11 protein-coding genes are annotated in these 12,038 nt (G+C 66.7%); 4 read left to right on the top strand and 7 right to left on the bottom strand.

Annotated features, from left to right (window positions below; genetic code table 11):
• Positions 1 to 70 precede the first annotated feature (70 nt).
• The 6 genes from msrA to ACOOHP_RS21270 form a co-directional block, all read right to left on the bottom strand.
• Complete coding sequence (gene msrA / locus ACOOHP_RS21295; RefSeq protein WP_420468474.1) at positions 71 to 676, bottom strand: peptide-methionine (S)-S-oxide reductase MsrA; 606 nt, start codon at positions 674 to 676, stop codon at positions 71 to 73.
• The gene (gene msrB, locus ACOOHP_RS21290; protein ID WP_420468768.1) at positions 673 to 1,173 is read right to left on the bottom strand and encodes a peptide-methionine (R)-S-oxide reductase MsrB; all 501 of its coding nucleotides are present in this window, start codon (positions 1,171 to 1,173) and stop codon (positions 673 to 675) included. Before msrB ends, msrA begins: the two co-directional genes overlap by 4 nt.
• 57 nt (positions 1,174 to 1,230) lie before the next feature.
• On the bottom strand, positions 1,231 to 3,120 hold the full coding sequence (locus ACOOHP_RS21285; protein WP_420468473.1) for an ATP-binding cassette domain-containing protein: 1,890 nt from the start codon (positions 3,118 to 3,120) through the stop codon (positions 1,231 to 1,233).
• Between the two features lie 4 nt (positions 3,121 to 3,124).
• Positions 3,125 to 3,505, bottom strand: coding sequence for an OsmC family protein (locus ACOOHP_RS21280; protein WP_420468472.1), 381 nt, complete (start codon positions 3,503 to 3,505; stop codon positions 3,125 to 3,127).
• A gap of 149 nt (positions 3,506 to 3,654) precedes the next feature.
• On the bottom strand, positions 3,655 to 4,332 hold the full coding sequence (murU, locus tag ACOOHP_RS21275) for an N-acetylmuramate alpha-1-phosphate uridylyltransferase MurU (protein WP_420468471.1): 678 nt from the start codon (positions 4,330 to 4,332) through the stop codon (positions 3,655 to 3,657).
• The gene (locus ACOOHP_RS21270) at positions 4,329 to 5,285 is read right to left on the bottom strand and encodes an aminoglycoside phosphotransferase family protein (RefSeq protein ID WP_420468470.1); all 957 of its coding nucleotides are present in this window, start codon (positions 5,283 to 5,285) and stop codon (positions 4,329 to 4,331) included. Before ACOOHP_RS21270 ends, murU begins: the two co-directional genes overlap by 4 nt.
• A gap of 277 nt (positions 5,286 to 5,562) precedes the next feature.
• Here ACOOHP_RS21270 and ACOOHP_RS21265 point away from each other — a divergent pair, with 277 nt between their 5' ends.
• The 4 genes from ACOOHP_RS21265 to rsmA all read left to right on the top strand — a co-directional run bounded on the left by ACOOHP_RS21265 (position 5,563) and on the right by rsmA (position 10,953).
• Complete coding sequence (locus tag ACOOHP_RS21265) at positions 5,563 to 7,704, top strand: LPS-assembly protein LptD (protein WP_420468469.1); 2,142 nt, start codon at positions 5,563 to 5,565, stop codon at positions 7,702 to 7,704.
• A gap of 99 nt (positions 7,705 to 7,803) precedes the next feature.
• The gene (locus ACOOHP_RS21260) at positions 7,804 to 9,147 is read left to right on the top strand and encodes a peptidylprolyl isomerase (RefSeq protein WP_420468468.1); all 1,344 of its coding nucleotides are present in this window, start codon (positions 7,804 to 7,806) and stop codon (positions 9,145 to 9,147) included.
• Positions 9,148 to 9,157: 10 nt separating this feature from the next.
• Positions 9,158 to 10,144 carry a 4-hydroxythreonine-4-phosphate dehydrogenase PdxA gene (gene pdxA / locus ACOOHP_RS21255; protein ID WP_420468467.1) on the top strand — a complete coding sequence of 329 codons (987 nt, stop codon included), beginning with the start codon at positions 9,158 to 9,160 and terminating at the stop codon, positions 10,142 to 10,144.
• A complete protein-coding gene (rsmA, locus tag ACOOHP_RS21250) occupies positions 10,141 to 10,953 on the top strand; it encodes a 16S rRNA (adenine(1518)-N(6)/adenine(1519)-N(6))-dimethyltransferase RsmA (protein ID WP_420468466.1) in 813 nt (270 codons plus the stop codon). The genes pdxA and rsmA overlap by 4 nt, the downstream gene beginning before the upstream one ends.
• 158 nt (positions 10,954 to 11,111) lie before the next feature.
• On the opposite strand, the gene ACOOHP_RS21245 is transcribed toward rsmA, so the two are convergent.
• A complete protein-coding gene (locus ACOOHP_RS21245; protein WP_420468465.1) occupies positions 11,112 to 12,032 on the bottom strand; it encodes a DMT family transporter in 921 nt (306 codons plus the stop codon).
• Positions 12,033 to 12,038 lie beyond the last annotated feature (6 nt).

Here is a 12,038-nt window from a genome sequence, read left to right as displayed (position 1 = left end):
TGGACTGTAGCACCGCGATTTCCCGACGTGAGGGAGCGGTCAACTCGACACAGGCGCGTGGATTTCGAGCCTACGGCGTCCTTTCCGGCATCTGCGCGGATTCCCAGATCGTCTGGATGAGCGCATCGCGACCGCAGCCGTGACGGTAGTAGCGATAGCGCAGACTGTTTCTCTTGTAGTAGTCCTGGTGATAGTCCTCAGCCGGCCAGAACCGGGTCGCCGCCGTGATCTCCGTCACAATTTTGCGATCGAACAGCTTCTGCGTAGCCTCCCGGCTCGCCAGCGCCGCCTGCTTCTGCGCGTCGTCCAGGTAGAAAATGCCGGGCCGGTAATGCGCGCCGCGATCGCAGAACTGGCCTTCGCCGTTGAAGGGGTCATGCGTTCGCCAGAAATGCTCCAGCAGCTTTTCGTACGACACCTTGGCCGGGTCGAACACGATCTCCACTGCCTCGGTGTGCCCGGTACCGCCGATGCCGACCTGCTCGTAGGTGGGATTCTCCAGGTCGCCACCGGTGTATCCGGAGACCACCTCCACGACTCCCTCCAGCTTTTCGAAATCCGACTCCGTACACCAGAAGCAGCCGGTGGCGAAGATCGCCTTGGCTTGGTCGGCCTGTACCGGCGCGCTCAGCAGCAGCGCCAGCACCACGCCGATCACCGCACCTGCCGGCCTCACCGGCGCAGCTCCGGCAGTGCCCGGCCTTCAGGGACAAACTTGAGCGCCACACCGTTGTTGCAGTAACGCAGACCGGTGGGCTCGGGGCCATCTTCGAACACGTGCCCCTGATGCCCGCCGCAACGCGCGCAGTGATACTCGGTGCGGGGCCATACCAGCTTGAAGTCCTTCTTGGTACCCATGCTGCCGGGGATCGGCTCCCAGAAACTGGGCCAGCCAGTGCCGGACTCGTACTTGGTCTTGGCGTCGAACAGCGGCAGATAGCAGGCCGCACAGACAAAAGTACCGGCTCGCTTTTCCTGGTTGAGCGGGCTGGAGCCCGGATGTTCGGTGTCCTCTTCGAACAGCACCTCGTAGGCCGCGGGCTCCAGCAGCTTTTTCCACTCCTCCTTGGATTTCTTGATGGGCGTGAAGCCGGCGTCGGCGGCGCGGACGCTGCCCGCCGCTACGGTGCCCACGCTACCGAGCAGGCCGGAGAGAAAGTGACGACGGGTCATGGTCATGTGGCGTCCCAAAATCCAGCAAATTAAGCCGTGGCTACGGCGAAATGCCGACTATGGACGCGCCTTCATCGCTTCCAGTTCTTCCCAGCGCGCGTAAGCGGCACCCAGAGTCTGCGATAGCTCTGACAACCGTGTCTGGATCTGGATCGCCCGATCGCGGTTTTGGTCATACACGGCGGACGAACTGATCGCTTCGGCCAGTTGGGCCTGCTCGGCTTCCAGCTTTTCGATTCTGCGCGGCAGCTCGTCCAGTTCGCGACGCTCCTTGGATGAAAGGCTCACCGCCGCGCGTACGGGCTGCTGCACGGCCGGCGACGACGGCGCGGTAGCGCGTGAAGATTCCGACGCAGCACGGGAAACCGGCGCCGGACGTTGACGCAGCCAGTCGTCGTAGCCGCCGACGTAATCGCCGATGCGGCCCTGCCCTTCGAACACCAGGCAGCGGGTGACCACCGCATTCAGGAACGCGCGGTCATGGGAAACCAGCAACACGGTGCCGGCGTATTCGAGCAGCAGTTCTTCCAGCAGCTCGAGGGTTTCCAGGTCCAGATCGTTGGTGGGCTCGTCCAGCACCAGCAGGTTGGACGGCCGCGAGAATAACCGTGCCAGCAACAGGCGGTTGCGCTCGCCACCGGACAGCGACCGCACCGGGCTGCGCGCCCGATCCGGGGTGAACAGAAAGTCCTGCAGGTAGCCCATGACGTGCTTGCGCGTGCCACCCACTTCCACGAATTCCTTGCCCTCGCCGACGGCTTCGAACACGGGCTGATTTTCGTCCAGCCCCCCACGTAACTGGTCGAAGTAGGCGATCTGCAGGTTGCTGCCGATGCGCAATTCCCCGGCGTCCGGCTGCAACTGGCCCAGCAGCAGACGGATCAGCGTGGTCTTGCCCACGCCGTTGCGGCCAATCAATCCCACCCGATCACCGCGCAGGATGGTGGTGGAAAATTTCTGCACCAGGCTCAGATCACCGATGGCATAACTGAGCCCCCGCGCCTCGCACACGAGCTTGCCGGAGCGCTCGGCCTCCACGATCTCCATATTGGCCTTACCCGGCGCGTTGCGCCGCGCACCGAACTGGTCGCGCAACTCCATCAGGCGCTGGACCCGACCCATGTTGCGGGTGCGCCGCGCCTCGATGCCCTGGCGGATCCAGGCCTCTTCCTGCGCCAGGCGCTTGTCGAACAGGGCGCGCTCCTGCGCTTCGGCGTGCGCGCGTTCCTCCTTGCGACGCAGAAAATTGTCGTAGTCGCCCGGCCAGTCGGTGAGCTGACCGCGATCCAGCTCCACGATGCGGGTGGCCAGATTGCGCAGAAACGCGCGGTCATGGGTCACGAACAGCACCGCCCCGGAAAAACTTTTGAGAAAGCCTTCCAGCCAGGCGATGGAGTCGATGTCCAGGTGGTTGGTCGGCTCGTCCAGCAACAGCAAATCCGGGTCGCGTACCAGCGAACGCGCCAGCAGCACCCGGCGCTTCATGCCGCCGGACAGGGTCTCGAAGCGCGCGCCGACTTCGGCCTCCACCCTGGAGGCCATCTCGCGCACGCGTGCGTCCAGCGCCCAACCGCCGAGGTTCTCGATGCGCGCCTGCAGCCTGCCGAGTTCTTCCAGATGATCCGGCGCCTCGTCGATCAGGTGCTGATAGCGCGCCAGCACCTCGCCGGCCTCGCCGAGCCCGGTGGCGATAACGTCGAACACGGTGCCGGCCAAGTCCCGCGGCACGTCCTGCACCAGTCGCGCAATGCGCAGGCCCTGGGCCCGCACGATCTCGCCGCTGTCTAACGCAATCTCGCCTTCGATCAGGCGCAGCAGGGTGGACTTGCCCATGCCATTGCGGCCCAGCACGGCCACGCGCTCGCCGCGTGCCACGGTGAACGCAACGTCTTCGAGCAAAACGGTGGAACCGAGCCTCAAGCCGAGGCTGCGCAGGGTCAGCAACATGAATTCAGGCGAGTGTGGTGTCGATCTCGAAGCGGCCCATCAGGGTCTTGTGCACCGGACATTTGTTGGCGATGCCCAGCAGGTACTGGCGCTGCTCTTCGTTCAGATCGCCCACCAGTTCGATCTGGCGATGCATGCGGCAGACCCCTCCCCCTTCTTCGTGCGTGATCTGCACCACCACGTCGGTCAGCGCCATCTGCTTGCGCCGCGCCACCATGGTGACGGTCAGCGCCGTGCAGGCACCCAGCGCCGCATTGAGCAGCTCATGCGGGTCCGGACCGGCGTCGTCGCCGCCCAGCTCGGTGCTGACATCGGCTGACCATTGATGGCCGCGGACTTCCACGGTCTGCTTGAGCTTGCCGTCAGCGGCCTTGTGTACTTTCACCACGGGATCATCTCCAAAAAAATTACTTGATTCGCAACCAACCGCTGGCCGGCCGCATTGCGTACTACCCTCTCACGCAAGCCGGCCTAGCCCGGGTGCAACCTGGGGTTCCACGTGCAGGCGCAGGCAAACCCCGGGTTGCACACGGGCTACGGGGCCTGAGTAATCGCCGCCTGCAAATCCGCCAGCCGCTGCGGGGTGCCGACGTCCGACCAGCGCCCGTCATAGCGCTCGCCGGCCAACTGGCCACAGGCGGCGGCCTGTCGCAAGAGCGGGGCCAGCGGGAACCGGCCATCCTCGCACGCGCAGAACAATTCCGGGCGCAGCAAGGACAGGCCGCTGAATGTCAGGCGCGGATCGCCGTCGTTGAACACGCGCCGCGCCTTCAGCCCGAAATCGCCGTCGGCGCGGTGATCCGGATTGGGCACCAGCACCAGATGTCCGAGGTCGCGAGCCGAAAGAGCGGCGGCGACGAGCGCGGAGAAATCGAACTCCGAATAGACATCGGCATTGACCAGCAGGAAGGGCTCAGCGCCGAGCAGGGGCAACGCGCGAAAAACGCCTCCGCCGGTTTCCAGCGGCGGGTCGCCCTCGTCCGAATAGACGATGTCGACTCCCAGCCCGGCACCGTTACCCAGCGCTTCGCGTATCTGCGCGCCGCGATATCCCAGGTTGATCACCAGCTCGCGCACGCCGGCCTGCACCAGCCGCCGGATCGCATGCTCGATCAGGCGGTGCGATCCGAGCTGCAGCAGCGGCTTGGGTAGCGTGTCGGTCAGCGGCCGCATGCGCTCGCCGCGACCGGCGGCAAGAATCATGGCCTTCATGCGCCGAGGCCGAGCTGGTCGAACAAGCGTTGCAGTGGCGCCATCTCCGCGTACTGCGCTGCCACCGCGCCGACGTAACGCACGAAGCGGGGCGCATCCTGCAGGTAATGCGGCTTGCCGTCGCGATGACAGATGCGCGCAAAGATGCCCAGAACCTTGAGATGGCGATGCAGGCCCATCCAGTCCGCCGCGCGCCGGAAATCCTGCGGCAGAGGGATACCGGCCGTCTGCGCCAGGCGCCGATAGTCGTTCAGCCAGCCGTGCACGCGCGCCTCGGGCCAGGACAGAAAGGCATCCTTGAACAGGCACACGGCGTCGTAGGTCACCGGGCCACGCACGGCGTCCTGAAAGTCGAGAACGCCCGGATTGGGCGACGAGTGCATCAGGTTGCGCGGCATGTAGTCGCGGTGCACGAATACCTGCGGCTGCGCCAGTGCCGATTCCACCAGCACTTCGCACACCTGCTGCCAGTCCTGCGCCTGCGCAGACGTCCACTGGCGCTGCAGGTGGCGCTGCACGAACCATTGCGCAAATAGCTCCAGTTCGCGCAGCAGCAAGGCGCGGTCGTAGGCCGGCAGATTGTCGGAAGGTGCGGCGCGCTGCATCTGCACCAGGGCCCGCAAGGCGTCGCCGAACAGAGCGTCGGCGTTGTCGGCGTTGAGCACGCCCAGATAGGTCTGCCGGCCCAGATCGGTCAGCAGCAGAAAGCCGCGCTGCAGGTCTGCCTGCAGCACCGTCGGCACATGCAGGCCCGCCGCTTGCAGCAGGCCGGCAATGCGTACGAACGGTGCGCTGTTTTCGAGCCCTGGCGGCGCGTCCATGACGATCCAGCTCGACGCGCCGTCGTCGGCGAGCAGCCGGAAGTAGCGGCGAAAACTGGCATCGGCGGACGCCGGTGCGAACCCGGCGTCGGTCAGGTCGAGCGCCTGCTGCGCCCAGTTTCGGGCTTGCATTGCGCGAACATCCAGGGCGGAAAGATCGGCGTTCACATGGACATGCGTGATGGATTTCAAGCAGCGTAGCGATTGCGCCACGTGCCGGCAAAACCGGATACTCGTTGCCAAATTCGCGCGCCTAGACGCCTTAGCCCCTGTGCCTGACGGAATGTTTGGAACCCGCCTCCGTGCGCTAGCGCTGCTCGCGTGCGCGTCGCTGGCCGCAGGCGCGCAAGAGCCGGGCGGCGGGCCGGCGCCCGACCGCTTGCCGGATGCCGCGCCGACGGCAGCGGACGTGTCGCCCGCGGAAACCCCGGAACTGGTCGAAGAGCTGGGCTGCCCGCAGTTGCAGTTCACCCAGGAGATTCCCGAGGTGGTGCTGGACCAGCGGCTGATCCTGAACGCCGACAAGGTGTCGCTGCAACAGGGCGGGCTGTCGGAACTGCTGGGCAGCGTCACCCTGCGCCAGGGCGACCGTGTCTTCACCGCCGAGCAACTGGACTTCGACGAGGCCAGCCGCGTGGTCACGGTGCGCAGCGAGTCGCTGTTCAGGAATCCCGAAGTGGTGGTGCGCAGCCAGGAGTCGCGCTTCGATCTCAACGCCAACAGCGGCGTGTTTCTGGATACGGAGTTCTCGGTTCCCTCGCGCGCCGCCCGCGGCAAGGCGCGCGAACTGGAAGTGCAGGCCAGCGGTCGGATCGAACTGCGCGGCGCGTCCTACACCACCTGCGCACCCGAGTCCGGCGCCTGGTACGTGGAGGCCGGCGACATCCGTCTGGATCACGAAAAAGGTCTGGGATCGGCGCGGCACGCCCGTCTGCGCTTCATGGGCGTACCGATCATCTATGCGCCCTACTTCCAGTTTCCGATCGACGATCGTCGACGCACCGGCCTGCTTTATCCGACCCTGGGCCAGTCGAGCAGCTCCGGTATCGAGTTCCAGTGGCCGGTTTATCTGAATCTGGCAGCCAACTACGACGCTACCTTCACGCCGCGCTATCTGTCCGAGCGCGGCCTGCAATCGTCCCTGGACGCACGCTATCTGTTTACGCAGGGCGAAGGGTCAGCGCGCTACGAGTACCTTGACGATCGCAAGTTCGGCGAAGACCGCAGCCTGTTCCGCTTCAACCACAACGGCCTGATCAATCGCCGCCTGAGCCTGGAGGCGGTGTATGCCGAGACCTCGGACCGCAACTACTTCGAAGACCTCGGCGGTTCGCTGGCCAGCGCCTCGATCACCCACCTCGAGCAGGCCGCTTTGCTGACCTACCAGGCGCCGGCGTCCTACACCATCACCGCGATGATGCAGAACTTTCAGCCCATCGCCTCCAACCTCAGCGACATCGACGATCCTTACAAACGCCTGCCGCAGGTCCGCCTGCGCGCGCTCACCCCCGGCGCCTGGCTGGACACCCGCGCGGGTCTGGAGTCGGAATTCGTCAACTTTGCGCGCAACGATTCGATCGAGGGCGCGCGCCTGGTGCTGGCGCCCTACCTGCGATTCGACCGCACCCACGCCGCCTGGTACCTGCGCGGACAGGCCGACGTGCACCACACCCGCTACGAGCTCACCGGTGTTCCCGACACGCGCCAGGAGCAGCCCGACCGCACCCTGCCCGTGGTCAGCGCCGAGGCCGGCCTGCGCTTCGAGCGCTTCACCCGCCGCGGCCATCTGCAGACTCTGACCCCGCGCGGCTTCCTGCTATACGTGCCCTACGAAAATCAGGACGACCTGCCACTGTTCGACACCGGCGAGCCCGATTTCGACTTCGTGCAACTGCTGGCGCGCAACCGCTTCTCCGGCGAGGACCGCCTGTCCGACGCCCGTCATGTCGCCGGTGCCGCCACCCTGCGGGAGCTGGACCCGCTGACCGGGCTGGTCCGCTGGAGTGCTTCGATCGGCCAGCTTTTCCGTTTCGATTCGCCGCGCGTATCGCTGCCCGGCCTGATCGCGCCCGACCGCGGCGCCACCGAATTCATCGGACAGTTCGACTACGCGCTGTCGCGCCGGTGGACCGCGGTACTGGCCGGCCAGTGGTCGCCGGAAGAGGACAACTTCGAGCGCTCGCAACTGGGCGTGCGTTATCGCGAGCCCGACGGACAGCGCCTGCTGGAACTGGCCTACCGCTATCGGCGCGACACCCTGGAACAGGCCGACCTCAGCCTGCTGACGCCCCTGGGCGGCGGCTGGCGCGCCGCCCTGCGCTCGCGCTTTTCGCTGCGCGATCACGCGTCCCGCGACACCTATGCGGGACTGGAATACGGCACCTGCTGCTGGGCGGTGCGGGTGTCGTACCGCCAGTACATCGCCGATACCTCCGGGCGCATGGACGATGGCGTCTACGTGCAGCTGGTACTCAAGGGTCTGGCCAGCATCGGCAGCGGCGCCGACGGCCTGCTGCCCGAAGAGGAAATCGAAGGCGACCTGCCCGAATAGAAGCGCCGGATCGCGCCGTTGAACCCTGCGGCAGAGGCAAGGTCACAGCCGGGCTGCATGCTACCCTTCATCTCTTTCGACACGCCGGATCCGTATCCCATGCCGTTGCTACCGCTGATGTTTGCCCTGTCGACCCTGCTTCTTGCGCTGGCGTTTCCGCATCCGGCCCATGCCGAGGTGCTGGACCGTATCGTGGCGGTGGTCAACGACGGCATCGTGCTGCAAAGCGATCTGGAGCGGGAGATGAGCCACGCCGCGGTGCAGATTCGTGCACGCGGCATCGCCCCGCCGCCGGAAGACGCCCTGCGCGCCCAGGTACTGGAGAAGGTGATCCTCACCCGCGTGCAGACGCAACGCGCCGAGCAGGCCGGCATCCGTGTGGACGACCGCGAGCTCAACGAAGTCATCACCGGCATCGCCAAGCAGAACAACATGACGATGTCGCAGTTCGCCGACACCATTCGCGCCGAGGGCGGCGACTTCCTGGCCATCCGAGAACAGATCCGCGACGAGGTGCTGATCACCCGGCTGCGCCAGCGCGAGGTGGACAATCGCGTGCTGGTCACCGATCAGGACATCGACCTTTTCCTGGCCGGCCAGACCGAAGCGGACAACACCGAATACCGCCTTTCGCACCTCCTTGTCGCCATTCCGGACGGCGCCAGCTCCGAAGAGCGCGAGGCGGCGCGGGCCGAGGCTGAGGACCTGCGCAAACAGCTTGGCGAAGGGGCCGACTTTGCCAGCCTGGCGGTAGCCCACTCCGACGGCCAGCAGGCGCTGGAGGGCGGCGACCTCGACTGGCGCAATGCCGATTCGCTGCCCTTGGTGTTCCTTCAGGCCGCCCGTGCCCTGGAGCCCGGTGGGCTGAGCCCCCTGCTGGAAACCGCCGGCGGCTATCACCTGATCAAGCTGGTCGAGACCCGCGGCACCGGCGAGCGCAAGACGGTCGAGGAGATCAACGCCCGGCATATCCTGATTCAGGCCAACACGCTGCGCACCGAAGAGCAGGCGCAGGTGCAGGCGCGCGACCTCCACAACCGCCTGGTCGAGGGCGAAGATTTCGCCAAACTAGCCGAGGAGTTCTCCGACGATCCGGGCTCGCGCAACAACGGCGGCGATCTGGGCTGGCAGCCGCCCGGGGTGTTCGTGCCGGAGTTCCAGGCCACGCTCGACGCGCTGCAGCCCGACGAGTTGTCGCGTCCCTTCCGGACCCAGTTCGGCTGGCACATTGCCCAGGTGCTGGACCGCCGCACCCGCGACGTCACCGAGGAATCGCGCCGCGCACAGGTTCGCGGCACCATCCACCAGCGCAAGGCGGCCGAGGAATACGACACCTGGCTGCGCCGTCTGCGCGCCGAGGCCTACGTGGAGTTTCGCGGACCGGACGGCACCGCCGCCGGTGCCGACCCCGCGCCCGGCCAGGGCGCCGACCCGACGACCTGAGCCGTCGCACTTGCCGCCGCGCATCCTGATCACGCCGGGCGAGCCGGCCGGCATCGGTCCCGATCTGGTCTTGCGCCTGGCCCAGGAACCCTGGGCCGCCGAACTCATCGCCGTCTGCGATCCGCAGTTGCTGCGCGAGCGCGCCCTCGCCCTGGGCCTGCCGATCGCGCTGGAAGAGGTGTCGCTGGACGCCGAACCGGAAACCCATGAGCCCGGCTTTCTCAGCGTGCTGCCGGTGGCGATGGCAGTCCCCGCGCAACCCGGTAGGCTCGATCCCGCCAACGGTCAGTACGTGCTCGACACTCTGAGCACGGCAGTCAAGGCCTGCATGGACAAGCGCGCCCAGGCCATGGTCACCGGCCCGGTGCAGAAAAGCCTGATCAACGACGCCGGCCACGTCTTCAGCGGACACACCGAATTCATCGCCGATCTCACTCACACCCGCACGCCGGTGATGATGCTGGTGGCGGATCGCTTGCGCGTCGCCCTGGTCACCACGCACCTGCCCCTGCGCGCCGTGCCAGCGGCCATCACCAAGCGCGCCGTGGAGCGCTGCATGCGCGTGCTCTACGCCGATCTGCGCAGCCGCTTCGGTATCGCGTCGCCACGCATCCTGGTGTGCGGACTCAACCCCCACGCCGGCGAAAGTGGTCATCTGGGCCGTGAGGAGATCGACGCCATCATCCCCGCGCTGGACGACTGCCGCGACGCCGGGATTGATGCGATCGGGCCGTTGCCCGCCGATACCTTGTTCACTGCTGCGCGCCTGGCCGACGCCGACGCGGTACTGGCGATGTACCACGACCAGGGTCTGCCAGTGCTCAAGTACGCCGGCTTCGGCGACGCCGTCAACGTCACCCTGGGCCTGCCCATCATCCGCACCTCGGTCGACCACGGCACCGCGCTGGATCTGGCCGGCAGCGGCCGTGCCGATGCCGGCAGCCTGCACGCCGCGGTGGACATGGCGATCTGCATGGCGCAGGAAGCCAGCGCTTGAGCGCGTTGGCGAAGAAGCGCTTCGGCCAGCACTTCCTGCATGACGGTCGCGTCATCGCGCGCATTTTGCAGGCGCTGAACCCACAGCCGGGTCAGCGTATCGTCGAGATCGGTCCCGGTCGCGGCGCGCTGACCGCGCCGCTGCTGCAGCGCATCGGCGAACTGCAGGTGGTGGAGATCGACCGCGACGTCATCGCACCCCTGCAGCGAGCCTGTGGCGACGCGCCGGGTCTGCACCTCCACATGGCCGACGCGCTCAAGTTCGACTTCGCGCAACTCGCAGCGCCCGGCCAACCGCTGCGGCTGGTCGGCAACCTGCCGTACAACATCTCCACGCCGCTGTTGTTTCACCTGCTCGACCAGGCTCACGCGGTGCAGGACATGCTGTTCATGCTGCAAAAGGAAATGGTGGACCGCATGGCCGCGCTGCCTGGCGAACCCGACTACGGGCGCCTGAGCGTGGCGCTGGCCGCGCGCGCCGAGGTGAGCTGGCTGTTTCATGTCGGCCCGGGATCATTCTCGCCGCCACCACAGGTCGACTCGGCGGTCGTGCGCGTGGTACCGCGCGCGCCCGATTTCGAGATTCACGATTGGCCGACCTTCGACCGCGTGGTGATGCAGGCTTTCGGCCAGCGCCGCAAACAGCTCGGCAACAGCCTGCGCCAGATCGCCCACGCCGATGATTTCCGCAGCGCCAGCATCGATCCCGAGCTTCGCGCCGAGCGGCTGTCTGCCGCCGAATTCGCGCGGCTGGCGAACCAGATTCACGCCGAGCAGAGTCGCCGCGACGGATCCCAGCCATCCCGGTAGGGCGGTGGGATTGGTGCGTGACCCGACCTTCCACGGCGGGCGCGGTCCGCCCTACAACGGGCAAACCGCGTGGCGGTTCGGCGCAACCCGCAGTAGGGCGGCCCGCGGCCGCCGCGGTGGGGAATGGAATCGATCTCCGCTGCTCGCCGTTTTTAGGTTTACGGCCCCACCGGCTGCACCACCGCGCGTCGGCGCACCGTCAGCATCACGATGCCGGACATCACCAGTCCGGTACCCGCCAACTGCAGGCTGGTGATCGGCTCGGCCAGCCACCACCAGGCCAGAAACAGCGTCGATACCGGCCCCACCATGCCGGCCTGGGCAGCCGGTCCGGCGCCGGCTCGCGCCACGCCGAACATGATCAGGAATACCGGCAGCACGGTGCACAGGCCGGCGTTGAGCAGGGACAACTGCCACACCGTGGCGCTCTGTTCGAACAAGGTCGGCAGCGGCCGCAACAGCGCGTACTGCAGCACGCAGGCCACGCAGGACACGCTCATCGCCAGCGACACCAACCGCAAAGTGCCGACGCGCTGCAACAGCTCGCCGGAATACAACAGGTAGATCGCGTACAGCAGCGCCGCGCCGAACACACAGCCGGCGCCCAGCACCACACGATCACCGCCCAGCGACACGTCATGCCATAACACCAGCGCGATGCCGGCGTAGGCCAGCGCCAGCGACATCCACTGCTGGCGACTGACCCTGCGGCGGTACAACAGCAAGCCGAGCAGCAACACGAAACTGGGCGCCAGGAACAGGATCAGCCGCTCCAGCCCAGCGGTGATGTACTGCAGGCCGACGAAGTCGAGCATGCTGGAGCCGTAATAGCCGACCAGGCCCAGCGCCACGATACGCAGCAGATCAGCGCGTGATAGCCGCGGGGCCTGGCGCCAGGTCCACATCGCGACCGCCAAGAACACCGGTGCCGACAGCAACATGCGCAAGGCGATCAGGGTGACGGCGTCGATGCCGTGGCGGTACAACAGCTTGGCTACCACCGCCTTGGCCGACACCAGAATCGCGCCGAGCGCGGCAAGCGCCAGTCCGCTGAGATAGGCCGTCCGCAGGGACGACATCGCCGT

This window comes from Panacagrimonas sp. (assembly GCF_965216805.1).
Classification (GTDB): Bacteria; Pseudomonadota; Gammaproteobacteria; order Nevskiales; family Nevskiaceae; genus Panacagrimonas.
This window is presented reverse-complemented; position numbering and strand designations above follow the sequence as displayed.